26 protein-coding genes are annotated in these 22,043 nt (G+C 53.8%); 9 read left to right on the top strand and 17 right to left on the bottom strand.

Annotated features, from left to right (window positions below; translation table 11 throughout):
• Positions 1 to 125 precede the first annotated feature (125 nt).
• Positions 126 to 839, bottom strand: a complete 714-nt coding sequence (locus AC2FH6_RS13365; protein ID WP_496703081.1) for a dienelactone hydrolase family protein — start codon at positions 837 to 839, stop codon at positions 126 to 128.
• 143 nt (positions 840 to 982) lie between these two features.
• The gene (locus tag AC2FH6_RS13370) at positions 983 to 1,972 is read right to left on the bottom strand and encodes a TAXI family TRAP transporter solute-binding subunit (protein ID WP_496701999.1); all 990 of its coding nucleotides are present in this window, start codon (positions 1,970 to 1,972) and stop codon (positions 983 to 985) included.
• A gap of 379 nt (positions 1,973 to 2,351) precedes the next feature.
• Here AC2FH6_RS13370 and AC2FH6_RS13375 point away from each other — a divergent pair, with 379 nt between their 5' ends.
• Positions 2,352 to 2,720, top strand: a complete 369-nt coding sequence (locus AC2FH6_RS13375) for an antibiotic biosynthesis monooxygenase family protein (RefSeq protein ID WP_496701997.1) — start codon at positions 2,352 to 2,354, stop codon at positions 2,718 to 2,720.
• A gap of 167 nt (positions 2,721 to 2,887) precedes the next feature.
• Here AC2FH6_RS13375 and AC2FH6_RS13380 read toward each other — a convergent pair whose 3' ends face one another.
• The 6 genes from AC2FH6_RS13380 to AC2FH6_RS13405 all read right to left on the bottom strand — a co-directional run bounded on the left by AC2FH6_RS13380 (position 2,888) and on the right by AC2FH6_RS13405 (position 5,757).
• The gene (locus AC2FH6_RS13380) at positions 2,888 to 3,469 is read right to left on the bottom strand and encodes a DUF2269 family protein (RefSeq protein WP_496703084.1); all 582 of its coding nucleotides are present in this window, start codon (positions 3,467 to 3,469) and stop codon (positions 2,888 to 2,890) included.
• A 107-nt stretch (positions 3,470 to 3,576) separates the two neighbouring features.
• On the bottom strand, positions 3,577 to 4,083 hold the full coding sequence (locus AC2FH6_RS13385; protein WP_496703086.1) for a cytochrome b: 507 nt from the start codon (positions 4,081 to 4,083) through the stop codon (positions 3,577 to 3,579).
• Positions 4,084 to 4,085: 2 nt separating this feature from the next.
• Positions 4,086 to 4,418 carry a c-type cytochrome gene (locus AC2FH6_RS13390; protein ID WP_496703088.1) on the bottom strand — a complete coding sequence of 111 codons (333 nt, stop codon included), beginning with the start codon at positions 4,416 to 4,418 and terminating at the stop codon, positions 4,086 to 4,088.
• Positions 4,419 to 4,430: 12 nt separating this feature from the next.
• Positions 4,431 to 4,820: a hypothetical protein gene (locus AC2FH6_RS13395; protein WP_496703090.1), complete on the bottom strand. Its 390-nt coding sequence runs from the start codon at positions 4,818 to 4,820 to the stop codon at positions 4,431 to 4,433.
• 32 nt (positions 4,821 to 4,852) lie between these two features.
• Entirely contained in the window at positions 4,853 to 5,308 is a 456-nt protein-coding gene (locus AC2FH6_RS13400) for an anthrone oxygenase family protein (RefSeq protein WP_496703092.1), read from the bottom strand.
• Complete coding sequence (locus tag AC2FH6_RS13405) at positions 5,305 to 5,757, bottom strand: hypothetical protein (RefSeq protein WP_496703093.1); 453 nt, start codon at positions 5,755 to 5,757, stop codon at positions 5,305 to 5,307. Before AC2FH6_RS13405 ends, AC2FH6_RS13400 begins: the two co-directional genes overlap by 4 nt.
• A 141-nt stretch (positions 5,758 to 5,898) precedes the next feature.
• On the opposite strand from AC2FH6_RS13405, the gene AC2FH6_RS13410 reads away from it, so the two are divergent.
• Positions 5,899 to 6,339 carry a MarR family winged helix-turn-helix transcriptional regulator gene (locus AC2FH6_RS13410; RefSeq protein ID WP_496703095.1) on the top strand — a complete coding sequence of 147 codons (441 nt, stop codon included), beginning with the start codon at positions 5,899 to 5,901 and terminating at the stop codon, positions 6,337 to 6,339.
• A 33-nt stretch (positions 6,340 to 6,372) separates the two neighbouring features.
• Here AC2FH6_RS13410 and AC2FH6_RS13415 read toward each other — a convergent pair whose 3' ends face one another.
• Together AC2FH6_RS13415 and AC2FH6_RS13420 are read right to left on the bottom strand one after the other, a co-directional pair.
• Entirely contained in the window at positions 6,373 to 6,909 is a 537-nt protein-coding gene (locus tag AC2FH6_RS13415; RefSeq protein WP_496703097.1) for a cytochrome b, read from the bottom strand.
• A gap of 27 nt (positions 6,910 to 6,936) precedes the next feature.
• The gene (locus AC2FH6_RS13420; RefSeq protein ID WP_496703099.1) at positions 6,937 to 8,016 is read right to left on the bottom strand and encodes a CDGSH iron-sulfur domain-containing protein; all 1,080 of its coding nucleotides are present in this window, start codon (positions 8,014 to 8,016) and stop codon (positions 6,937 to 6,939) included.
• A gap of 100 nt (positions 8,017 to 8,116) precedes the next feature.
• On the opposite strand from AC2FH6_RS13420, the gene AC2FH6_RS13425 reads away from it, so the two are divergent.
• On the top strand, positions 8,117 to 8,554 hold the full coding sequence (locus tag AC2FH6_RS13425) for a MarR family winged helix-turn-helix transcriptional regulator (protein ID WP_496703101.1): 438 nt from the start codon (positions 8,117 to 8,119) through the stop codon (positions 8,552 to 8,554).
• A gap of 139 nt (positions 8,555 to 8,693) precedes the next feature.
• Here AC2FH6_RS13425 and AC2FH6_RS13430 read toward each other — a convergent pair whose 3' ends face one another.
• The 7 genes from AC2FH6_RS13430 to AC2FH6_RS13460 all read right to left on the bottom strand — a co-directional run bounded on the left by AC2FH6_RS13430 (position 8,694) and on the right by AC2FH6_RS13460 (position 15,170).
• Positions 8,694 to 9,791: an autotransporter outer membrane beta-barrel domain-containing protein gene (locus tag AC2FH6_RS13430; protein WP_496703103.1), complete on the bottom strand. Its 1,098-nt coding sequence runs from the start codon at positions 9,789 to 9,791 to the stop codon at positions 8,694 to 8,696.
• A gap of 335 nt (positions 9,792 to 10,126) precedes the next feature.
• Positions 10,127 to 10,645, bottom strand: a complete 519-nt coding sequence (locus AC2FH6_RS13435) for a maleylpyruvate isomerase N-terminal domain-containing protein (RefSeq protein ID WP_496702092.1) — start codon at positions 10,643 to 10,645, stop codon at positions 10,127 to 10,129.
• A 32-nt stretch (positions 10,646 to 10,677) separates the two neighbouring features.
• Positions 10,678 to 11,781: a cupin domain-containing protein gene (locus AC2FH6_RS13440; protein WP_496703104.1), complete on the bottom strand. Its 1,104-nt coding sequence runs from the start codon at positions 11,779 to 11,781 to the stop codon at positions 10,678 to 10,680.
• Between the two features lie 22 nt (positions 11,782 to 11,803).
• Positions 11,804 to 12,451, bottom strand: a complete 648-nt coding sequence (maiA, locus tag AC2FH6_RS13445; protein WP_496703105.1) for a maleylacetoacetate isomerase — start codon at positions 12,449 to 12,451, stop codon at positions 11,804 to 11,806.
• Complete coding sequence (locus tag AC2FH6_RS13450) at positions 12,448 to 13,143, bottom strand: fumarylacetoacetate hydrolase family protein (RefSeq protein WP_496701970.1); 696 nt, start codon at positions 13,141 to 13,143, stop codon at positions 12,448 to 12,450. The genes maiA and AC2FH6_RS13450 overlap by 4 nt, the downstream gene beginning before the upstream one ends.
• 10 nt (positions 13,144 to 13,153) lie before the next feature.
• Positions 13,154 to 14,335 (bottom strand): 3-hydroxybenzoate 6-monooxygenase, encoded by a 1,182-nt coding sequence (locus AC2FH6_RS13455; RefSeq protein WP_496701968.1) that lies wholly within the window; start codon positions 14,333 to 14,335, stop codon positions 13,154 to 13,156.
• An 88-nt stretch (positions 14,336 to 14,423) separates the two neighbouring features.
• A complete protein-coding gene (locus AC2FH6_RS13460) occupies positions 14,424 to 15,170 on the bottom strand; it encodes a class II aldolase/adducin family protein (protein ID WP_496701966.1) in 747 nt (248 codons plus the stop codon).
• A 146-nt stretch (positions 15,171 to 15,316) separates the two neighbouring features.
• Between AC2FH6_RS13460 and AC2FH6_RS13465 the strand changes: the two genes are divergently transcribed.
• The 6 genes from AC2FH6_RS13465 to AC2FH6_RS13490 all read left to right on the top strand — a co-directional run bounded on the left by AC2FH6_RS13465 (position 15,317) and on the right by AC2FH6_RS13490 (position 22,040).
• A complete protein-coding gene (locus AC2FH6_RS13465; RefSeq protein WP_496701964.1) occupies positions 15,317 to 16,249 on the top strand; it encodes a LysR family transcriptional regulator in 933 nt (310 codons plus the stop codon).
• Positions 16,250 to 16,542: 293 nt separating this feature from the next.
• Positions 16,543 to 17,091, top strand: a complete 549-nt coding sequence (locus AC2FH6_RS13470; protein WP_496703108.1) for an RNA polymerase sigma factor — start codon at positions 16,543 to 16,545, stop codon at positions 17,089 to 17,091.
• Complete coding sequence (locus tag AC2FH6_RS13475; protein ID WP_496703109.1) at positions 17,088 to 17,828, top strand: hypothetical protein; 741 nt, start codon at positions 17,088 to 17,090, stop codon at positions 17,826 to 17,828. The genes AC2FH6_RS13470 and AC2FH6_RS13475 overlap by 4 nt, the downstream gene beginning before the upstream one ends.
• Positions 17,829 to 17,882: 54 nt before the next feature.
• Positions 17,883 to 18,959 carry a helix-turn-helix domain-containing protein gene (locus tag AC2FH6_RS13480; protein WP_496701962.1) on the top strand — a complete coding sequence of 359 codons (1,077 nt, stop codon included), beginning with the start codon at positions 17,883 to 17,885 and terminating at the stop codon, positions 18,957 to 18,959.
• Positions 18,960 to 19,450: 491 nt separating this feature from the next.
• Positions 19,451 to 20,875, top strand: coding sequence for a bifunctional enoyl-CoA hydratase/phosphate acetyltransferase (locus AC2FH6_RS13485; protein ID WP_496703111.1), 1,425 nt, complete (start codon positions 19,451 to 19,453; stop codon positions 20,873 to 20,875).
• The gene (locus AC2FH6_RS13490) at positions 20,868 to 22,040 is read left to right on the top strand and encodes an acetate/propionate family kinase (RefSeq protein WP_496701960.1); all 1,173 of its coding nucleotides are present in this window, start codon (positions 20,868 to 20,870) and stop codon (positions 22,038 to 22,040) included. The genes AC2FH6_RS13485 and AC2FH6_RS13490 overlap by 8 nt, the downstream gene beginning before the upstream one ends.
• Positions 22,041 to 22,043: the final 3 nt, after the last annotated feature.

The following is a 22,043-nucleotide window of genomic DNA, read 5'->3' on the forward strand; positions in this document are numbered from 1 at the left end:
TTGCGCAGCTCGCAGCAGGCTCAGCAAGCTGAGTAGGTGCTTGCGCGTGCAATAAGAACCGGACTTACGAAATCCGGTTCTCATAACGTTTGAAGAGCAGGTGACCCGCTTGGTTCGCCTTGGGTTTATGCACCCAGATGCTTTTTGAAGAACTCCAGAGTGGCCGATTCTGCGGCAATAGCAGCTTCTTCTGCACGACCAGAACGGCCCAAACGTGCAAATGCGTGGCCGACGCCGTCATGTACAGTTACAGAGCCGTCTTTTGACTGCTCGACATGTTCAGTAATCGCGGTCTGAGCTTCAGGCGGGCAAAGATGATCGTCGGCACCCAAATGGATCAAAAGCGGAGCCTGAGGACCAGTGCTGGTCCCAAGATCCTGACTGATAGCCACTGGATAAAAGCAAACGACGGCATCGGCAGCATTGGACGTCGCCATGCGGAAGGCAACGCGCCCTCCCAGACAATAGCCAACAACACCGATCTTGCCTTGCAGCTTGGCATCCTCGCGAAGAAGTGCAACGGCGGCATCCATGTCGCCAAGGCTTGCCTCGAGGTCAAACCCCTGCATAAACCCCATCGCCTTTTCGCGATCTTCTTCCAGTGCGGCGTTCAGTTCGATATCGCGCTCCTGCCGCCAGAACATATCCGGTGCGATGACATCATAACCTTGCTCGGCAAACCAGTCGGATGCTGCTCGGATATTGTCGTTTACACCGAAAATTTCCTGGATCAGAACGATTCCACCGATAGCGTCGGTCGATGACGGTCTGCTGCGATAGGCTGAAAACGATTGGCCATCAGCTGCAGCAATAGTGATTGTCTTACTATCAATAGCCATAATGTCGTGCTCCGTGTTGAATGTTGAAGGGAACAAGTTCGAGGGGGGTTGTGAGTGGTAGAACGAGGGGGTCTGTGAGTGAGGGGGGGTGTGAGTGGTAGAGCGAGGGGGGTTTGTGAGTGAGTAGGTGTTATGGGGTTGTTCTACTCGATGATGCCCGCTTCTTTGTAATAGCGCGCAGCACCGGGATGTAAGGGTATCGGGGAATCCGCCATGCGTTCCGGCACAAGCGGATAGCTGAGGGGGCTGTGATGTGATGGGATGTGACGGAATTGTTGTTCGATAACCTCGCGAGTTTCGACCAGACACCAGGTCAACAGATGCGCAAGATCTTCGGGCATATCATCACGCACAAGCACGGCGAAATCAGAGAAATTCAACGCGGGCAGATCTTCGGTTTGACCTTCCCAGAAATGAGCAGGCACAACGGCACGGGGCCAGCCGTACTGGGTCTCCAGCTTTGTCAGGGCAGCATCTTCTGCTGGTAAGAACACCAGAGAGCGGTTTGCGACAGCATCCCGCCACCAAGGCGTCATATATGCCTCCTGCAGTAGGGCGTCGACTTCGCCATCACGCATACGGAACACCGATTGTTCGGGTCTGGTATCCGTAATCAATTTACCACCCCAGGACTCCAGAGTGTCGCGGTCGATGCCATGGGCCTCTAGATAACGGGCGGCCGTATAACCGATCAGATTTACACCGTCATCTTCCGAAGTGGCGAGTGTGATTGGTGGTTTTTTCTCACGCAGCTCTTCAAATGTTGAGACGCCATATTTTGGATCGATGGCGAAAACCATGCGGTCTGTTTGTGGAAGAATTGCAAGCGTGCGCAGACGTGGAAGCGGGCTTCCTTCGAAGATCCCTTCCCCAGCCAGCGCGCCGGGCAACATTTGGACGGGCGTGGCGATGCAGAGATCAACCTCACCGTTAGACACAGCAATCGGAGAGTCAGCACCGGCAATCAGATTCCAAATTGCAACGCGCGATCCTTTTTCGGTGCGGTCGCAGACCTCCTGGCACAGCCATGAGCAGATGCGGTGAAAATTTGCTTGGCCCCAGTCACCAGTAAAGTTCAGGTGAACACTGCGATCAAGTTTTGGCTGTTTGTCCATATTTGGCGCAGTTGTCATCTTAAGGGCATCTCCTGTTGCTTTTGTCTCTTTATAGGATTAATGAATATTTAACAATGAAGAAATTCCCGTAAAGTGGGAAAAATGATAAAGAAAGTGAAGTGCGCAGCTAACTCATTCAAAACAAGGTGAAACTGATCTGAAGCCGAACCTTTGCACAATGACAAGATAGCGCCAAAGCTTGCACGATGTTCGTAGGGTCTATTTGATGATGTCAAAAAAGATCATATATAAAATCATAGCTGACTATGTTATTTGGTCAACACAAAGCATGCCTAGTCATAGGCGTTTGGGCGCAAAAAGGCGCACCAGAATCCAGGCGGGTAGGACGCAGATTTGACCCGCAACAGTTAGCAAACCCACCAACTAGGAGAAAATCATGGCTAAACTTGTAGAACTTGATGAGGTCGTCACATTGGCCGAGCAACTGGGCAGCAGTGAAGGCCCAGTTGTTCTGGTGAACGTATTCTCGATCGATCCGAAAGACGAAGAAGCGCTGGTTGCCGCGTGGGCGCATGATGCCGGCTTTATGAAGGCGCAGCCTGGCTACATTTCGACTCAGATGCACAAAGGTCTGGCCGGTAGCGGAACTTATATGAACTATGCAATCTGGGAGGACGTCGCGTCTTTCCGCAACGCGTTTACCAACCCGGAATTCCAGGCCCGGATCGGTCAATACCCTGAGAGCGCAGTCGTGCGTCCTCACTTGTTCACCAAGATGACCGTCCCAGGTTTCTGCGTGGGTTAATACTCAGTATTGTCATCAATCTTTTGGCCCGATGACTTCTGGTTCTTCGGGCCAAAGGGCCACCATTACCTCTGAAATTCGTGGGGCATTACTAGCCAAGCGATGCGCGAGGAACCGGCAATAGCTTAGTGCTGAGCGGTCCCAACGCGTTAAAGTCCATCACTCTGTCAAAAACCCGTGGCTTCCTGACGATTAGCTTGGCGACAGAGCCAAGGACCTACGGTTGTCAGAATAAGCGCGAATTCGATCGCGAAGCCGATCCCGATCAAAAGCAGGGCCCAGCTTTCGGGCCGAAAGGTTCCCAGGACCAAGATCAAAATAAGTATCGGTAAATCCAGAGCCAGACAAAATAAGGACAAACCGTTGTTTCGAAGTGCCTCGAGCTTTTTGACCGTTTGTCCCTCGCCAAGCATTCTACGACAGCGACGCAGGTCAAATCTTACTTTGACGTGAACCACAAACAGCCAAACCGAAAACAGGCCAACCATGCCCGCCAACCATGGTGTTTCTAATAATTCAACCGGGCCATAGTAGTTCGCAATCAGCCATCCGCCTGATGAGATGACAAACAGGGCCCCCGGCAGGGCGAGGAAGCTATAGGCAATGCCCATGGCCTCAAGTGCGTTCTTGTAGCCAGCCTGTGTTGCAATTCTGCGGGACAGAATGTCTTGGACAAAAACCGAAAACAAACCGGCCGCGACCAGTAGGATTCCGAACAAGTGAGTGAACTTCATAAGCGTAAACAGCATCGGTGTGCCTCGGGATTTAACTAAAGAGCTAAAAGCTCAGATTTTGGCGTCTGACTTAATAGTTTGGTGCACTGGTGCGCAAATTTCGCGATGTCGTTCATCAAGTATCAGGATGTCTGTGCACGGCCACGCTTGGGCCTTTTGAACCACATCCGCGCAAAGAGCTTGTCTTTTTGAACGAACTGATGCCAAGCGGCAGCGAAGGCATGAGCGACGACTGCGACCATCAACAGATCCGTTGCAAGGCTATGAACCCTGTACAGGACTGTCTCAGTGAACCCGGCGGGTAGCATCTTGTTGCCTTGAACCACGTGTATCAAATCTGACTCGACTGCGATCCCGGTGCCCGATACGACGACGGCGCCAAGAAGAATATACAAGGCGGTATGCATCCAGCTTGCCGGTCGCACTTGTATATTCAATCCACTTTCCGGCGCGCTTGGTTTCTCTGTTTTGAAACGGACAAGAAGCCGAAGCATTGTCAGCCCCAGGATCAAGATTCCGCTGGTCAAATGGAAACTCAGAGGGGCAATGCCTCCCGACAAAAGTGTCAGGATTATGAGAATTGCCATAAGCCAATGCAGCGTAACAAGAAGAGGGTGGTAACGGTCCATTGTTACTTCACCAACTCCAACATGTAGTCGATCGCAGCGTCGATCTGTTCGTTGCTACAGGTGGTGCAGCCGCCTTTCGCTTTATGGTCCTTGGTGCCACGTAACACGATATCGCGCATGCGCTGTTCTGAATCCCGTTGCAGGAACTTTTGCCAGGTGTCCGGTTTCTTGACGTTGGGCGCACCTGACATGAAGCCTTTAAAGCCGCCCGTGTGGCATTCTGCACATACGGATTGAAAGGTAGTATTATCTGCAACAACCGGGCTGCCAGCGCTGAAAGCGAACACGGTCACCAGCGCGGAAAGCCCCCCGCGAAGTCCAATTTCAAAAGCCATTTTTGAACCCTTTCACTGAGCCTGATTTGTGCAGGCTTTTACAAGTTCAGCACATTTCGTGATGCTGCCACCGCCCCAACCGGCGCGGTTTTCGCTATTGATGCTTTGAATAACGCGGTCCGAGATGGTGAGGTTGAAGACGCAAGCCTTAGGGTCTTCGGCGGCTGCAGCTGATGGCAGTGTTAATCCGTCCGGTCCGCGCGCCTGAGCAGAACTATAGGTGGCAATGAAATGACGGCCCTGAGTTTCCACAGTCGCGGGTTCGCCAATGCAGGTTTTCAGACGTTCGGCAGGAGCACCTTGTAATGCAGCTTTGGCATCTTGAACGGTTTGCAAATAGGTCGCGCCGCATGCAGCCGTGGTGATCACTATGGCTGTGGCTAGAATGAGAGGTGATTTCATCGTCTTAGGTTCCTTTGGTCAGTGCCGAGATTTTAAGCTCGTCGTATTGCCAGATAAGCGAAGACAGTTGCGGCAATCCCGCAGATGATCCGAAGCCAATGCACCTGCAGCCAAAGCTCCAGCGTGTCAGCAACTTCGGCTGTTGGCAGACCCCCAGAGGCAAAAGCCGTGTTCGTCGGAACAAAGAATGCGAATGTCAGGAGCGCCACGATCATCCAACTGAGTAGCGCTGCAATCCACATTCCACGAGCGGGGCTTCGCCAAAACAATGCCACGCAGAGAATCGAGCCGAGAAGAGCCGGCATCGATACCAAGGGTATGGTTCGCTGGATGAAAACGTTGTTCACAGCAAACCAGTCCAGGAACTGCTGCGCGTCAAGGCTTTGCCAATAGCCGCCAAGCGTCATTCCAATAAACAGCATCGACCCGGCAAACATGCCCGAGGCTATGATTGTGATCGCTTCCGCCGTGCGGGCCAAGGACATCATGCTTTTACCTTCCGATGACGAAGTCGACCTTTCATGCGAAGACCGTCGCGCATGCTAAGGCTCATTAGCGTGAGGTTCGTCGCACCGGCGACCAGCTCGAGAGTTTGCACCAGATAAAAGGTACTATCGAGTTCTCCGGCTTTCGCTTTAGCGGCCAGAAAAAGGGCTGCAGGAATCAGGATCGCTATGCCGTTGAAGGCGATGATTGGCATCCGGCGGGCCTTGTCCCCAAGGACCCCGCCGCGACGCTTGCCTGCAAGGGTGAAGCCCGAGCCGCCAACAGCGGCCATTGCCGGGACGAGAATTAAGAAGCCCCAAGGTATTGTCGTTTTGACCGCGATGATCTGTGCTTCGGTGCCAAAGAATTCGACGATCACAGTGGAAAGCCAAAAACTGGCGATCATAATAAAGGCAAGGGCGCCTGCAATCGGGTGAATTTTCTTGGTCATCTGAAGTCTCCTTTCTTGCATCATTACATAGTAAGCTATGTATAATGGTGTGAGTCTTATGTGAAACGACTCATTGCCAGAACACATATAGCAAGCTATACAATAATTGTATAGTCTACTATGTAAAAGAATCGATGGAATATGACCTTTTCACGAGAGAATTCTCCGGGATATCTGATTAATCACCTCGCGCGCCTGTTTGCGAACGCGCTACAGGAGCAAATAAAGCCTCTTGGCCTTTCAACAGGTGTTTTCCCGATCATGGTGCACTTATGGGAAGACGACGGCCTGACGCAAAAACAACTGGTTGAGCGTGTCGGGATCGAACAGGCAACAATGGCCTATACTTTGGCTCGGATGGAGCGAGACGGCCTGATCATCCGTCGACGAGATACAGAAGATGGGCGCATCCGACAAACATGGCTGACAGAGCATGGCAAGTCTTTGAAAGAGCCAACGCTGAAGCGGGCAAGCAAGCAAAACGAGTTAATACTGGAGGGGCTAAGCGATACTGAGCAGCAGCAAATTGTTGCTCTTATTACCAAAGCTATCAACGCAAATGGCACGCGAGCTAGATATTGAGACGCGGCCTAAATCGCACCGCGCCCCAATCAGTTAGTTAACTTGGCCAAACCACATGCGCCCGAAAGTGCCGTCTTTTTTGACATAGTGATGGTAAAGCGCGCCAACGACATGAAGCGCTAGCAAAACAAGCAGAAACCGCGCACCGGCCCCATGTGCAAGCCGTGGCGGATAGTCGAAGAAGTTCGGTAACGGTGCAGTTGATCCGCCGAATAGAATAGTCCCGGCGCCAGACATCACGACCATGCCTATTCCGCTGGCGACCATACCCAAGGTAACGATATAGAGCAGGAGATGAACCGCTTTGCCGATAAACACCTGCCAAGCCGGATCAGTTTCCAAATGGGCGGGCTTTTGATCAGCAAACATCCACCACCCGATACGGATAAGTGTGAGCAACAGTACCGAAATACCGATCGGGACATGGACTGAAAGAACCCCTGCCTTCGCGGCGCTGACATCAATGGACGCCGCCCGAAACCCGCTTGCAAACAGCGCAATGATTAATGCTGCGCTGAGCCAATGCAGAGTGATTGCCACAGTCCCATAAGACGTTGTTGTACTTTTCATTTCGATTGCCTCAGTTGAATATCGAGATCACACAGCGCTGTCTTCCCAACCAATGTCGACATGCGACCCATCGCAGAATGGTTTGTTCTTGGAGGCACCGCACCGGCAAAGGACGTATTTATTGGATGACGCGCCCTCAGCCCACTGAACATCCTGCAAGTCAACTCCGGTTACCCGAAAGGGTCCGTTACGCTCGATTGTAATGCCGGGGTTGTCGACGCTGGGTTGCTGTGGCTCGCCACCTGGTTCGCTCCAGGACAATGCGCCGGAAGGGCAGGCTGCAACAATTTCGCGAATTGCATTGGCGTCGCCATTGTCAGGCTCAATCCATGGCTTTCTGCTCGAGTCGAAAACAGGCTTCAATCTGCGGCCGCATTCCCCCGCATGGGAACACAACAGGCGATTGTAGTGAACTGTGATATCCTTGCCTTGATAGGCGGTCAGCTTGTCCGGGGTTCGATCCTTGGACACCGCTGAACTAAAGCCAATACTAGTATGTGAATTGTCGCAGTAAGGCTTGGACTTTGACGCTCCGCAACGACACAAGGCCAAAGATTTTTTCACGGCTACATCGGAACCGTCAGCATCGGTCAATCTGGGGATCTCTCTAGCCAGAAGGGGGCCATCCGGAAGACCGCGGATCGTTGCGGTATTGTCCGCAACGCTAGAACCGCCGCCGATCTTGCCGGTCATACGCAGCCCATCCCGTATATTCATCCCCAGCAGGCTGAGGTTGGTTGCACCGGCAAGAAGTTCGACGGCCTGTACGACATAGAACACAGTGTCAAATTCTCCTGCCGAGGCCTTGCTGGAAAGGAAAAATGCACATGGGATAAGGACGAGAATTCCATTTCCGGCAATGAACGGCATGCGCCTTTTCTTGCCCAACACCAGCTGGTCCGTCCGGTTTTTCCCAAGCGCCATACCAGAGCCGCCCGCAACGATCATCGCGGGTATCAGGATAAACATACCCCGCAAAATCATGGTCTTCACCGATGCAATGGCTTCATGATCAAGGAACAGTTCTGAAAAAACACTCGACGTCCAAAATGTCAAAATTGTTAGAAACGCGATGCCACCGGCGGTGGCATGGATGCGGGTTTTCATCTGGATAGTCCTTCTATGCAGTTGCGCGTGTCGTACACCTGGCTGTGCATAGCCTGCTATATATCATTGCATCCACCGCTATGCAAATCTAAAAGGTTCTATGGAATTTGATCACACGTCTTCGCCCGGGTACCTCATAAACCATTTGGCTCGTTTGTTTTTTGAGGAATTGCGCAGACGTATTGAACCTTTGGGCATAGTGCCGGGACAATTCCCCGCATTACTTGCGCTGTGGCAGAAGGATGGGCAAACGCAGAAGGAACTTGTCGACAAGCTGGACATCGAGCAGGCGACTATGGCGAACACGTTGAACAGAATGGAACGTGATGGTTTGATTTCGCGTAAACATCACCCGACAGATGGCCGCGCAAAGTTCATTTTTCTGTCAGAAAAAGCCAAATCGATCCGCGATGATGCCTACGAAGCTGCGACGAAAGTCAACGATTTGGCATTGAAAGACCTTGCTCCGGACGAACGGGAGCAATTTGTGCGCCTGATGCAACGCGTGCTTCATACGTTACAAGATTCAGGGCACTAGAACTGGGCGACGAGAACATACAGCCTATCAAAAGTAGCCGCCGGATCGTTTAACAGGGTCGGCTTTCTTCTGCAGCTATTGAATGTTGTTGTACTTGGGTAATGGGCGGCACAGATGTGCCGCCCTTTTTCTCGATAGATCAGAACGCCTTGGTGAAGGCAAAAGTGAGCCCGTTTTGCCGGCGCGCACCGTTTAGGCCGAGGCGACCGGAATATGTCAGGTCGAAATAGCCACCGGAATTCGTCAGATGCGTAATCCCCAGTCCGACAACACCGTAGGTCGGTTCGTCAAGGTACTCATCCAAGTCGTTGACCAACTCATGTTCAAGGCCCAACGTCGCCTTGGGTGACCAAGTTCCTGGTCTCAGCTCTTTTGAGATCCTGGCCTTGGCCCAGATTGTGCTATAGGTCTCGTCCGGACCATCGACACCTGACGCCAGATTGCCAAAGCTGTCAGCAGTCTCTTCGATCCATGCCCGTTGGTACAAAACGCCAAAGATTGGGTTCAACACCCATCCTTGGGGCAACCATTTCAAGTCTGACTTATCAAACCGGCCGACAAGCTCAGATTGGATGTACAGGCGATCATCGTCCTGGTTTTGGGTCAATGTGGCTGTTGGGCTTACCGGCAGCGAGATATCAGTCTCGCCGAACATGTATTCCATCCGAGCCGACATGCCCCAATTTGGATTGAATTGCTTCAAGGCATCCGCGCGCAGACCCCATCCGCCATAGGTCAAATCGGCAACGCCAATGTTTTCGATGTCGGTGTTTTCGTAAAAGGCGCCGAATGCAAGCATCGTATTCACATCAAAAAATTTGACGTACTGAGCATCGAGACGAATGGTGTCGGCGTCTACCACGACGATGCTGCCATCACCATCTGTGGCGACGTATTCAGTCGAAAACCGAATGAAGGAATCCGGCCCGATCATCTTCAACGCATGAATATCAATGATCCCCGAGACAGGTGACGTCTCATATCCGGATGTTGGCCCTCCTGCATGCGCGACACCGGTAACAGCGCGCGCGACCCCAATCCTTGTCTGAGCTATGCCAAACGGTTCATTCGACAGATAGCTTTCCAGCAAGCCAGACCCGCCAAGGTTGTAGATCGCAGCAATCCCAACCGGTAGCTGGCCCTGCTGGCCGCCATCCTGAGTGTCCTGTTCTTCTGCCATTGCCATGGTAGCACACGCCGCCAAGGCCATGCCCATTAGTGGTGTCTTGGTATTCATGAGGTCCTCCCTAGAAATCCCTAAATATGAGTATTTGGAAGCTTATAGAGTACAGAATTCCCAAATACAAAGAAAACACTTTTAAAAATACAGTGTTTTTCCTTTAAAATGATAATTCTGTCATAGATTTTCAAACTGGGGTTGAAGTTTGTCAGGATTGACAACCAAAAGAGAAACTTTGACGCCTTTTGGGGGATGCAAAGCGAGAGATTCGAATTGCTATCTAGCATTCGTAGATCGCGCAAAGATTGAAGTCGAATGGACTTTCGTCGCTGTTTTGATGTGCATTCACGCCCAGCGATCAGAAGCGATATTCAGACGGATCCACTCGCCGTCTATTGGTGATGGCGCTCTTCCAAAAGGGCCCGGGCCTGATCTGGAAATACAGCGGAGTCAGCCCCGACATTCAAGTCAAGCGCCGCGCCCCATATGACCTTTGCACGTTCGGAAGGCGTGTCCGATATTGAGGTCTGAGGATCGGACATTCCCCATTCGAAATCAGTTAAGTCACGCCAAACTACATTTAAGTGAACGGCCGCGTGGCTGAAGAGATGATGAAGCGCGCGGGCTGGAATTGTTGCGTATTCATGTATGTCATTTCGCCCAGGGACCGTTGTTTCAAAGCTGGGGCTATCAGATCGAACACGTTCAATCGTTTCGCACATGTCCCGGGCGTGCAAACCGACTGAAGCAATGACATGTCGCCGCTGCCAACCAGGCACAGTGCTGTCCGCTGATAAAGCGGTATCGGGTAGATCATTTAATAAGCGTGCAAAAAATGCGGTGCCGCGGCGGGCTAGAAGCAAGTCTTGCTTTGGTGCCAGATCTGAATCAAATCTGGCGCCAGAACCCATTCTTGCTCGGTGGTCTTGCCGTGCCTTATCGGTCACTCTTGGCCTTCGACGTAGCTGCGCGCGAAGTTGAGCCGTTCCATAATCGGGGCATCCGAAAAACGGAAAAGATCAAATTGTGTTTCCGCCTCCAAGGCCCATGGAACCCAGGACGGGATCACAAACAGGTCGCCGATGTCCAACGCGCGACGTTCACCGTTTATGATGACCGCACCACTGCCTTCGAATACCTGGAACACGGTTGATCCGACATCGCGTCGTGTCTGGGTATTTGTTCCTTCACGCAGACGATGGAATTCGCACCGGATTGTCGACATCACATCGCCTCCGGTCGTTGGATTCACATATCGGATCGCGGCGTGGCCCGGCGCTATGGTTGCCGGGTTTCCTTCGTCTTCCAGCAAAAGCTGTTCTGTCAGCGCCCGGTCCGTGAACTCCCAGCGATATGCGCCGATTGGCGACGAAACGGTGTTCTGCAGTTGCGACAATGGCCGCAGACCTGGGTGGCACCACAGACGCTCTCCTTGTGAGAACCGCGGCGTCGCATAATCGGTTACCCGATCCGATCCGAACTCGAAGAATCCGACATCGTTTTGTTGGCTGAACGGAATGTCCAGACCATCAATCCAGGCCATGGGATTGTCGGTATCGTTGTGATGACCATGGAAGTTCCAACCTGGTGTCAGCAACAGGTCTCCGCGGCTCATTCGAACCGGATCGCCATTGACAACGGTCCAAACCCCTTCGCCTTCGACGACGAAACGAAACGCATTTTGTGAGTGGCGGTGTTCAGGCGCGGTTTCCTTGGGGCCCAAGTATTGGATCGCTGCCCAAAGCGTGGGGGTTATGTATGCGTTGCCGCCAAGGCCGGGATTGGCCAATCCCAACGCGCGACGCTCGCCACCCCGACCGACCGGGACAAGATCACCAGACGCTTCGGCCAGAGGCAGGATCGTTTGCCACTTCCAAACATAAGGAATGGCCTTCGGCTTGGGATGCATGGGCATCAAATCCCCAAGCTGAGTCCAGAGCGGAATGATATGCTCGTCTGCAAAATTCTTGTACAAATTGCGCAGCTCGGGGCTGTCTTCGGGCTGCATTGAATGCTCAACGTTCTCGTGGCTGGTATCGGAACTCAAAACAGTCTCCTAAAGTCTTTCATTATACTGCATCGGGCTGGTTCGGTGGCGCCGCATTTCGGAACGCAGGAAGTGCATCCAATGCTTTGTAAATACGCGATATGTTTGGCCAATCATTCATCGGGATGCCAAATCTCTTATTGTTCCAGATTTGCGCATACAAACAGACATCGGCCAATCCGGGTGTGTCGGACAAGCAATAGATTGATTGTTCTTCCCGAGACGCCAGCGTCTGTTCAAACGCATCAAGTGTGGTTTTCACCCAATGTGTGAACCAGCTTTTCTGCTTTTCCTCATCCGCATCGAATTCACTGCCCAAATATTGCAATACGCGCAGGTTGTTCAGCGGATGGATGTCACATGCAATCATATAGGCAAGCGCACGGTCCTGTGCCTTTCCGTCTGGATCGGAAGGAAAAAGTGCAGGTTCGGGATAAACCTCATCCAGCCATTCGATGATGGCAAGGGATTGGGTCATGACCGTGCCATCTTCCCGTACAAGGGAAGGAACCAACCCTTGGGGGTTCATAGCCAGATATTGGGGACTTCTGGTTTCGCCCGTGCGAAGAACATAGGCGATATAGTCGTAGTCCAACCCTTTCAGGTTCAACACCGCACGCAAACGCGTCGATGTTGAAGACCTGAAGAAGTTATGCAGCTGAAAGTTCATTCAGCGGCCCCGATTGTTGTGGTGATGTGCCCCAGCCCTTCGATGCTGACGACACAGACATCACCAGGATCCATCGATCCAACACCTGCCGGCGTGCCGGTCATGATCAGGTCGCCTGGTTTTAGCTCGATGAAGCTGGACAGGATCGAAACGATTTCGGGAACGGACCAAATTAATTCCGAAAGATCAGCCTGCTGCTTAACTTCTCCGTTGACGGTCAGCTTGATTTCCCCGGTTGACAGGTGGCCAACGGCCGAAACCGGGTGGATCGGGCCAATCGGGGCCGAGCGGTCAAACGACTTACCCATGTCCCAGGGGCGTCCCTGTTCCCGGGCTGCAAGCTGCAGGTCCCGGCGGGTCAGGTCATTGCCGACAGCGTAGCCCCAGACGTGATCGAGGCTGTTGTTCATTGGAATGTTGCGACCTTCTTTGCCGATCGCAACGACCAATTCCGCTTCGTAGTGGAAATTGGCGGTCTCAGCCGGGTATGCGACGGTTTCGCCGTCCATAACCACTGCATCGGCGGGTTTCGAAAAGAAGAACGGCGGATCGCGGTCAGGGTCTTTACCCATTTCGCGTGCGTGTGCCGCATAGTTCCGGCCGACGCACAAAATACGGCGCACTGGCAGACGATCATCGCTGCCAGCTACCGGAAGGGTTACGGTGTTTTGAGGGGGGAAAACGTAGCCCATCTGTTATCCTTTAATTTTCAAGTCCATTCGATCCGTACAACCAATGAAGTTGGTCGCACCATTCGTCGGGTGTCATGTTCGACATTACGTGGTCGCGTACGGCGGCCTGCGCATCGTCCGGGTGATAGATATAGTCGCCGATCAGGCGCGAGTTCATCTGAACACGTGCCGTCCGAACCCGGCGTTGGTTCTGGTAGGTTTCCAACGCGTTCTCGATGTTGTCGCCGTAGTTTTCCATGCAATGCGACAAGCAGACAGCATCCTCGAGCGCCATACATGCGCCCTGAGCAAAATACTGCAGCATTGGATGAGCCGCATCGCCCAAGAGAGCCACGCGACCATCGCGCCAGTTGGAAATCGGATCGCGGTCACAAAGCACCCAAAGCTTCCAGTCCTGACCGTGTTCGATGATCTGACGCGCTCGGGGGGCAATGTGTTCAAAGCCCTGCATCACTTCTTTGCGGCTAACGGGTCGACCTGCAATAGGCTCCTGCAGGTCGCGGTGATAGGTGACAACCAGATTGTAAACCTTCCCGCCCTTCAGCGGATAGTGCACGATGTGGCATTTGGGGCCAGCCCACAATGTTGCAGCATTCCAGCGCAGATCTTCAGGCATCTGCTCTGTGGGAATGACGCTTCGATATGTGGTGTGACCTGAAATTCTGGGCTCGCCATCTCCGATCATTTGGGCTCGGATTGGTGAACGAAGCCCTTCCGCACCGATCAGCGCAGCGCCTTTGAATACACCCAGAGATGTCTTGAGGCTGACGGATTTTCCATCCTGTTCGTAACCGCTAACAAGTGTGTTCGTTCGAATGTCGATCAGGTCACTTGCTTCGCAATAATCCAGTAGGACCGAGTGCAGATCGGCGCGGTGAACAACAGCGTATGGGTTGCCCATACGTTTTCTGAAGTCCTCACCCAACGGGATTGTCGTGATATCATTCCCGTTCTTAGCATCCATTAGACGCAGTGAATCGACATACACGGCCTTGGATCGCGCTTCGTCTCCAACGCCCAGATAGTCAAAAGCGTGAAAGGCATTTGGTCCGATCTGGATACCAGCACCGATCTCTCCCAAAATGGGGGCCTGTTCGACAACGATCGAACGAAAACCCTTGCGGGCAAGACCAGCTGCGGCGGCCAAGCCGCCGATTCCGGCACCTGCAATCAAAATAGGCTCTATTGGCACTGTTGCCTCCTTAGTCACTTTGGCAAGAGGTCACACAGGCAACGCTCTTAGCTATATCCATTTGCCGGAAATGCGCGGCTCGGCTTTGTTACAAGCCGGCGAAGCCCGCACGCGACACCCAGTAATCCCAGGCCCGGGCCAGGGGCATGTCGCCCAAAAGCATCGCGCTGGTTTTGTCGATTTCACCATCTGTAAGATGTTTGAGGGAACCCAGCGCCAGCGACTGCTGAACCAGCGCGGCATTGTCTTTAAGACCGGTCGCAACCATGCAAACTGCCCGGATGTTTGCAGCCACACAGATACAGCCGTGGCCACGCAGCAGGGCAACACTGTTTTGCCCAAGCGCGCGCGAAAGAGAGTGGCCCATATCCATCCGGTCAACCAACATGTTGGTGTCACCAAACTCGTCCTGGCTGTCCCAGGTCGGAACTTCTTTGCCGATGACTGACGACATGTGAAAGATCGGACGCAAGGACACATCATTCATTGTGAACGGAATGATCGAGCGCGCATGATGATGCGCCACCGAGTTCACATCGGGTCGGTCTTTGTAGATCGCCCCATGAATATGTCGTTCGTTATATGGCCGACGATGATCTTCGCCGATAAGTTCACCTTCCAAAGTGAACTCCATGATGTCCTCGCGAGTCACATTGATAGGGCTGCGCGAACGGGACAGAAAATAGCGATCTTTCCGCAGCGGGTGGCGCACGCTGACGTGCCCAAAACTGTCTATAACGTCTTCACGCGCAAGAATTCTATTGGCCAAAACCAACTCGTTTATAGCCGCATCAATTAGCCGAGCGTCGTTTTGTGAGTCGTGATCAAGAGGCATCTACATCTCCAAGCCAAGTTGGGATGCAAAATAGAAACGCTGACGCCTGATGAAAAATATATAGTACAGGGGTAATTCATATCATATACTAGATATGACAGTGGAAGTTCATCAGAACAAAAAAGTCCAAGGGCGAGGGTCAACAGATGCGGTCACTCATCAGTCAGCTAACACTTCACAAGCTTGAAGTGTTTTGTCACGTCGCCGAGTTAGAAAGCGTTTCGCGGGCTGCTGAGGAATGCAGCATCGCACAGCCCGTTGTAACAACGCATATCAAGGCGCTTTCTGAAAAACTGGGGGTGCAGCTTACGCAGCGCAATGGGCGGCGGATAGCGCTGACAGAAGATGGGAAACGCATATACGTCTGGGCCAAGGAAATCGTGTCGCAGACACGAGAGCTTGAGCAGGAACTTCAGGACCGCAAATCCGGCGCGGTTGGGCACGCCTCAATCGCCGCGTCAATGACTTTGGGGTCATACATCCTGCCGTCCATTGTTTCTCAGTTCAAAACGGACCACGAACAGAGTGATATTTCAGTGCAGGTTGCGAGCCCAAAACTGGCCAGCGAGCAGGTATTGAGAGGCGAATGTGACTTTGGACTGACGATTGTCGACCAGATTCACGGAATCCGCGGGCTTGATGTAACGCCGTTGTACAATGAAAGATTGATCTTGGCGGGGTCAGATAAGACGACCTTTGTTGGCAATCAGGTGACACCAGAGAAGTTGAAGGACCTTCCATTTGTCACCGCAAGGACAAATACTGCCCGGCGCGATCTCGAAGACTATGCGCTGATGACTCATGGAATAATCAGAAGCAATGTCACACTGGAATTTGGACATGGCGAAGCCATCAAACAGGCCGTCCGGGCAGGGGCGGGCATCTCATTCCTGTTTTGGTCTTCTGTTAAAGACGAATTGGAAAACGGGTCTTTACGAGAGATAAAAACACCGGGGATGTCGCTGGCCTTTCCGATCTATCTTGTTCAACGAAAAGACCGGAACCTCACAGCATTTCAACAAAAGCTGGCCGAGTATATCTGCACAGAGATCAAACGCCTAGATGAAGCGCAGTCGTGAAGCGGCTCCATGCCTGAAATCTGACCTCACAACAACGATCCAGAAAATAGAGTGCGCAGGATATGTACGTGTATCTTCGCGACCTAAACCCATCTCCTTGATCCGGCTGTCTGGATGTAGACTCCGTTCCTAGTGAGGATGTTTCGATCAGAGCATGCGGATTTCCGATCAGATCACGGGAAATTTCAAAGACCGCATGGTACTTTCCTTTTCAACATAAGTTCCATTTCTTTCCCGCGCAGGGTATGTCAGGCCTGACCCAGCGAACCTGGTTCGTGAAAATGATAGAGGTCGTGAAGCAAACTATGGTCGGTGAATTGAGTTCCGAGCAGGCCGTGCGCGGCGCGATCCAGACGCATTCGAGGCGCGTCTGGCGGTTTGGGCTTGCCCTGTCGGGTGCTTCCGATGTGGCCGATGATCTGTTGCAGGCTACTTGCCTGCGTGCGCTTGAACGCCACCACCAGGTCACGTCATTTGAGCGGTTGGACAGTTGGTTGATGACGATCTGCCGTTCAATCTGGTTGAACGAGCTGCGTGCCCGCTCGGTCCGAAAAGCGCAGGCACTGTCGTTGACCCCAGAGTCAGAGCTGATTGCATCCGGACCGGACTCGGAAACGAATATATTCGCCGCCGAAGTGTTTACCCAAGTGATGCAGTTGCCAGAAGCACAGCGAGAAACGGTGATGCTGGTCTATGTCGAAGGCTATAGCTACCGCGAGGCCGCAGCATTGCTGGAGGTGCCAATAGGAACGATCATGAGCAGGCTGTCCAATGCGCGACAAAAACTGAAAGTCGTGATGCAGCATGAGGCGGCAGATGCCGTTCGACGGAGTCGCAAATGAAGTTTTCCGATGAAGTTCTCAAAGCGTACCTGGAAGGCAAAGCGAATGAAGCCGAGGCCCAGGCGATAGAAGCTGCGGTTGCGGCCGAACCCGAGCTTGAGGCGCGCCTGATGGGGCATGATCCATTCGCACCGGTGGTACAAGCGGTGTTTGAACATGTCCCGGCCGAGATGCCCCGGATGGTTTTGCCTGACCCAAATGCCGAGATACAAACCAGTGGCGGTCCTCTGCGCCTGTTGGCCGTAGCTGCATCTGTCGCGGTGATTTCTGTGTCGGCCACATATTTGGTAACCAGGCCTCAGCCCATGGGGTGGGCTGAGCAGGCGGCGATCTATCAATCACTATATGCGGCGGACACGATCGCGGGGATGGACAGCTCGGAACAGGCGTTGACAACTCAGTTTGATCAGGCCGAGGCACAGCTGGGTCTGTCCTTGAGACGTGACACTCTTGAGGCGTTGCCGGGGATGGAATTGAAGCGTGCGCAGGTGTTGTCTTTCAGGGGCAAACCGTTGGTTCAAGTGGTCTTTGCGAATGAACAGGGCCAGCCTTTTGCCTTCTGTGTCATTCGTCAGGGTGAAGGCGCGCCAAGCAAGGATTTGAAAGAGGCAGTGCTCAGCGGGTTGGCGACGGCCACCTGGTCCAAAGACGGTTATGGCTATATGTTGATTGGTGACAGCGATCAGACTGACCTGGAAAGTAAGCTGGATATTCTGACCGCGACCTTTGCAAGCTGAGGTGGCGTCAAAAACGCCTTGTGAACCTGCGGAAATACCAGAAATATAGCGGACATGACCACCACACCCGTCATTCCCAATCCGGATGAGGACGAGGACCCCCTCGGCCCGCGCAGCATCTATGATGATGACGACGCTGATGAGGATGATCTGTGGTTCCTGCCACCTGACGAAGAGGCCGTCGAGGATTTCCTGCCGCCCGGTCCAAGGGTCGACCGCAGTCTTTTGTTTGATCCCAGGGACTGGCGTGCGGCGCAGGCAGATCTGTCGTTGGAACTGGCCGATCTGGCAGTTAGTTTTGGCGCCTTGGACGAACGTTTGCGCGCCGGTCCGGATGGGTGGACACACCGGCTGGCGCTGATGGATGTATCCGATTTGGGATGGTGGACCGGCGACCGGATCAGCGTTGATCGGCTGGCGCTTTGGACCGGGCTTCGCATTGGTGCAACCGGGGATGATGTGCAGGCCCTGTACCGCGCGGGTTGGGCCGTACGGCGGCTAACATCCGGCGCCGCGCCATCGGATGGCGGGTGGGAGATTGGCCTGACAGCCTTTTTAGATCGAATTGCGCAGGGGATTGACGAAGTCCCCGAAGCCATCGCCGATCTTGCCGAAGTCATGCGCAATTCCGAGGGGCTGCACCCGGTGACGCAGGCCGCCATCGGTTTTCATGCCTGGCGGGCCCTGTCTCAAGGCATCGGACAGGATACCGAGGCTGCAATCATTGCCGCCCGTCATGCGGCCAAGATGGGGCGGGGCGGGGCTGTGTTCATGCCCTTGGTTCTGTCGGGTCCGGGTGCGTTGAGAGGTGTTGGTGAACCATCAGAAAAGCTTGCTACCTGGATCAGGGGAACAGGGCAGGCGGTATTGTCCGCCTTGCTGCACCTGGACCGGGTCAGCGCCTGGGAGCAACGCGCCAGAGAGACCACTGCAGAGTTGAGCGGGCGCACACCACCAAGACTGATCGACGTGTTTACGGCTTGGCCAATGGTTTCGGCCCCATTGGCGGAAGAGCTGACTAAAGCCTCACGCGCTGCGGTTCAGCGCAACATTGACCGTTTCAGCCGGAGGGGCTTGATCCGCGAGGTGACAGGGCAAGGACGTTACAGAGTTTGGACAGCGGCGCTGTAGCCCAAACAGGGTCATCAGACCAATATGCCCGGTCTGCCGCATTGAATACCAGCTTCCGCAGGTTTTTGCCTGTGCAGATGTGAATGCCCGTCCCATTTTTGCCCCCGCATTACTGGCTAGTGGAAACAGGTCTAAGGGCGGCAAAGTGTTTGGCCGGATCGTATATATGTCAAAAGTGGTTCTTAAATCAAAAATTTAACTCGCAATTTGTGAAAACTATTCTTGGTTGACGGTGTGGATGGCAAGCCACCTCAGGCGCAGTACTCCTTCGGAGGGTCCGGGCAGTGCTGTTGTCGAACAAACCATCATTTTAAATTGGGCTGTTGAAACATTGTCCGGCCTATTGCCGTCAGCAGAGGATCGGCTAGAGGTAGGTTAACGTGTTATTGGCGAAGGTATGGATCCGTCATCCGATCTGGAGGATTTGGCGCAGGTCGAATAGTGACCGAGAATGCCCCGCTCCGACCCGCCGCCAATTCCGAGGCATGCCGATGCACCGTCTGAAAAAAGGCCTGACCAAAATGAAGATCCAGGAAAACCGAACCTTTTCACAGCTCGAGGTCGGAGACGAAGCCCAGCTGACACGATTGTGCACGGTTGACGATCTTTACGCCTTCGCCTCGGCATCGGGGGATCACAATCCTCTGCATCTGGCGGCCTATGACGGTGACGGCGACGGACACCCCGAGGCGGTGGCCCCTGCGCTTTGGCCCGCCGGTCTGGTGGCGGCTGTCTTGGGGAATATTTTGCCGGGCGCGGGAACCCAGACCCGCGCGGCCAATCTACGGTTTCACGCGATCGTTCTGGCCGGAGATGAGTTGACCGCAGTTGTTCGGGTTACAGAAAAATCCGACGATGGTGATGTTATCTGCACCGCCGAGGTTCGGCGTGTTGGCGACAGCACCCTGGTCCTGAGCGGAGATGTCCGAGTCACGCCGCCCGCAAAGCATATGGAATTCGATTCGATCGAGGTGCCGGGACTTATCGTACAACGCCACCGACATTTCGAAGCGCTGCTGGCGAAAGCCAGACCCCTTGACCCGATGCCAACTGCTGTTGTTGCACCTGAAGAGCCAAACTCATTGGGGGGTGCTTTGCTGGGGTATAGCAACAGCATTATCACGCCGATCCTTGTGGGTGATCCCGGCAAGATCGCTGCCGCAGCCGAGGCACTGGGTGCCGATCTGTCCGGATTTGAAATTATCGAGGCCTATGGCCACCAAGCCGCCGCCCATCGCGCGGTTGACCTGGTGGTTGAGGGCAGGGCGCAAACACTGATGAAGGGGCATTTGCACACCGATGACCTGTTGCGCGCGGTTCTGCGCCGCGAAAACGGGTTGAGAACCGGGCGAAGGCTGTCACATATATTCGTTATGGATGTTCCGGGGATGTCGCGTCCGATCATGGTCACTGACGCGGCCGTGAATATTGCCCCTGACCTCGAAACCAAGGCTGATATTGTTCAGAATGCAATCCATCTGGCACATTCCATCGGGATTGAGACCCCAAAGGTAGGCGTGCTTTCAGCCATTGAGACGATCAACCCGCGCATGGCGTCGTCAGTTGATGCCGCCTTGCTGTCGAAGATGGCCGAACGGGGTCAGATCACAGGAGGGTTGGTTGACGGCCCCCTGGCTATGGACAACGCGGTCGATCTGAATGCGGCACGCACCAAAGGGATTACGTCCGAGGTGGCTGGTGCTGCGGACATTCTTGTCGCCCCAAACATAGAAGCAGGCAATATGGTGGCGAAACAGCTGACCTTCATCTCTCATGCCGAGGCGGCAGGGATCGTGGTCGGGGCTGCTGCTCCGATTATCCTAACCTCGCGTTCGGATGATGACGACTCGCGTCTGGCGTCCTGCGCGGTGGCGGCGCTTCATGCATATGCAAGTAAAGGCAAACTCCATGGCTGACCATGTTCTGGCACTGAACGCCGGGTCCTCATCACTGAAATTCGCGCTGTACGAACTGGTTGATGACAACCGTCCCAGCATGCGGTGGCGCGGACAAATAGAACGTTTAGGTGATGCACCACGCCTATTGGCCCAGTCGGCAGGCGGCAGATCAGTAGATCGTCCCCTGTCGAGCACCAAAAGCCATGATGAAGCGATCCACGCATTTCTTGAAATGGCGCGGGAATATCTTCCTGACATTCATGTGTGCGCAATAGGTCATCGCGTAGTGCATGGGGGAACGGTCTATTCCGAGCCTGTGCGCGTGGATGACACTGTCATCAACACTTTAGAAGGGTTTATTCCTTTTGCTCCTTTGCATCAGCCCTACAGTCTTTCGGGTATTCGTGCAGCCAGCGCTGCCTTCCCCGGAACAACTCAGGTTGCCTGTTTTGACACGGCGTTTCATCGCACCCATCCGTGGGTAAACGACACCTTTGCCTTGCCGAAAAGCTACTATGACAAAGGCGTTCGCCGCTATGGGTTCCACGGGCTGAGCTATGACTACATTTCGAACAAGCTGAAAGAAACGGCACCGGGTCTGTATGATGGCCGTGTGGTTATCGCCCATCTTGGAAACGGGGCATCCATGTGCGCGGTTTCAGGTGGGCGCGCTGTGGCTTCGACCATGGGGTTCTCGGCGCTTGACGGGTTGCCGATGGGCACGCGCTGCGGTCAGCTGGATCCAGGTGTCGTGCTGTATATGCTGCAGCAGGACGGAATGACCGCAGAAGAGATTGCCGAAATGTTGTACAGAAAATCCGGCCTGCTGGGCCTGTCGGGGATATCATCGGATATGCGCACGTTGTTGGCCGCTGATACGCCCGAAGCCCGAAAGGCAATCGACTATTACGTCTTCCGTATCCGGCGAGAGCTTGGCGCCCTGTCCGCCGCACTTGAGGGGATTGATGCGCTTGTCTTCACCGGTGGCGTTGGTGAGAACGCGGCCCAGATCCGGCAGATGGTGTGTGATGGAATGCGATGGATCGGGATCGAAATGGATCACGCCAGGAATGCCGATGGTGGAACAGTTCTGTCCACGGATTTCAGCCGTGTCCGGATTCTGACGATCCCCACAAATGAGGAGATGGTGATCGCGCAGGCTGCGGTGAATTTTCTGGAGTAGGTC

The organism is Ruegeria sp. CDSC045 (assembly GCF_059610725.1).

What these genes read in the sequence shown, in the direction of transcription:
- AC2FH6_RS13365 (WP_496703081.1), bottom strand. Translation starts at nt 839, where the DNA reads ATGGCTATTGATAGTAAGACAATCACTATTGCTGCAGCTGATGGCCAA.
- AC2FH6_RS13370 (WP_496701999.1), bottom strand. Translation starts at nt 1,972, where the DNA reads ATGACAACTGCGCCAAATATGGACAAACAGCCAAAACTTGATCGCAGT.
- AC2FH6_RS13375 (WP_496701997.1), top strand. Translation starts at nt 2,352, where the DNA reads ATGGCTAAACTTGTAGAACTTGATGAGGTCGTCACATTGGCCGAGCAA.
- AC2FH6_RS13380 (WP_496703084.1), bottom strand. Translation starts at nt 3,469, where the DNA reads ATGCTGTTTACGCTTATGAAGTTCACTCACTTGTTCGGAATCCTACTG.
- AC2FH6_RS13385 (WP_496703086.1), bottom strand. Translation starts at nt 4,083, where the DNA reads ATGGACCGTTACCACCCTCTTCTTGTTACGCTGCATTGGCTTATGGCA.
- AC2FH6_RS13390 (WP_496703088.1), bottom strand. Translation starts at nt 4,418, where the DNA reads ATGGCTTTTGAAATTGGACTTCGCGGGGGGCTTTCCGCGCTGGTGACC.
- AC2FH6_RS13395 (WP_496703090.1), bottom strand. Translation starts at nt 4,820, where the DNA reads ATGAAATCACCTCTCATTCTAGCCACAGCCATAGTGATCACCACGGCT.
- AC2FH6_RS13400 (WP_496703092.1), bottom strand. Translation starts at nt 5,308, where the DNA reads ATGATGTCCTTGGCCCGCACGGCGGAAGCGATCACAATCATAGCCTCG.
- AC2FH6_RS13405 (WP_496703093.1), bottom strand. Translation starts at nt 5,757, where the DNA reads ATGACCAAGAAAATTCACCCGATTGCAGGCGCCCTTGCCTTTATTATG.
- AC2FH6_RS13410 (WP_496703095.1), top strand. Translation starts at nt 5,899, where the DNA reads ATGACCTTTTCACGAGAGAATTCTCCGGGATATCTGATTAATCACCTC.
- AC2FH6_RS13415 (WP_496703097.1), bottom strand. Translation starts at nt 6,909, where the DNA reads ATGAAAAGTACAACAACGTCTTATGGGACTGTGGCAATCACTCTGCAT.
- AC2FH6_RS13420 (WP_496703099.1), bottom strand. Translation starts at nt 8,016, where the DNA reads ATGAAAACCCGCATCCATGCCACCGCCGGTGGCATCGCGTTTCTAACA.
- AC2FH6_RS13425 (WP_496703101.1), top strand. Translation starts at nt 8,117, where the DNA reads ATGGAATTTGATCACACGTCTTCGCCCGGGTACCTCATAAACCATTTG.
- AC2FH6_RS13430 (WP_496703103.1), bottom strand. Translation starts at nt 9,791, where the DNA reads ATGAATACCAAGACACCACTAATGGGCATGGCCTTGGCGGCGTGTGCT.
- AC2FH6_RS13435 (WP_496702092.1), bottom strand. Translation starts at nt 10,645, where the DNA reads ATGGGTTCTGGCGCCAGATTTGATTCAGATCTGGCACCAAAGCAAGAC.
- maiA (WP_496703105.1), bottom strand. Translation starts at nt 12,451, where the DNA reads ATGAACTTTCAGCTGCATAACTTCTTCAGGTCTTCAACATCGACGCGT.
- AC2FH6_RS13450 (WP_496701970.1), bottom strand. Translation starts at nt 13,143, where the DNA reads ATGGGCTACGTTTTCCCCCCTCAAAACACCGTAACCCTTCCGGTAGCT.
- AC2FH6_RS13460 (WP_496701966.1), bottom strand. Translation starts at nt 15,170, where the DNA reads ATGCCTCTTGATCACGACTCACAAAACGACGCTCGGCTAATTGATGCG.
- AC2FH6_RS13465 (WP_496701964.1), top strand. Translation starts at nt 15,317, where the DNA reads ATGCGGTCACTCATCAGTCAGCTAACACTTCACAAGCTTGAAGTGTTT.
- AC2FH6_RS13475 (WP_496703109.1), top strand. Translation starts at nt 17,088, where the DNA reads ATGAAGTTTTCCGATGAAGTTCTCAAAGCGTACCTGGAAGGCAAAGCG.
- AC2FH6_RS13480 (WP_496701962.1), top strand. Translation starts at nt 17,883, where the DNA reads ATGACCACCACACCCGTCATTCCCAATCCGGATGAGGACGAGGACCCC.
- AC2FH6_RS13485 (WP_496703111.1), top strand. Translation starts at nt 19,451, where the DNA reads ATGCACCGTCTGAAAAAAGGCCTGACCAAAATGAAGATCCAGGAAAAC.
- AC2FH6_RS13490 (WP_496701960.1), top strand. Translation starts at nt 20,868, where the DNA reads ATGGCTGACCATGTTCTGGCACTGAACGCCGGGTCCTCATCACTGAAA.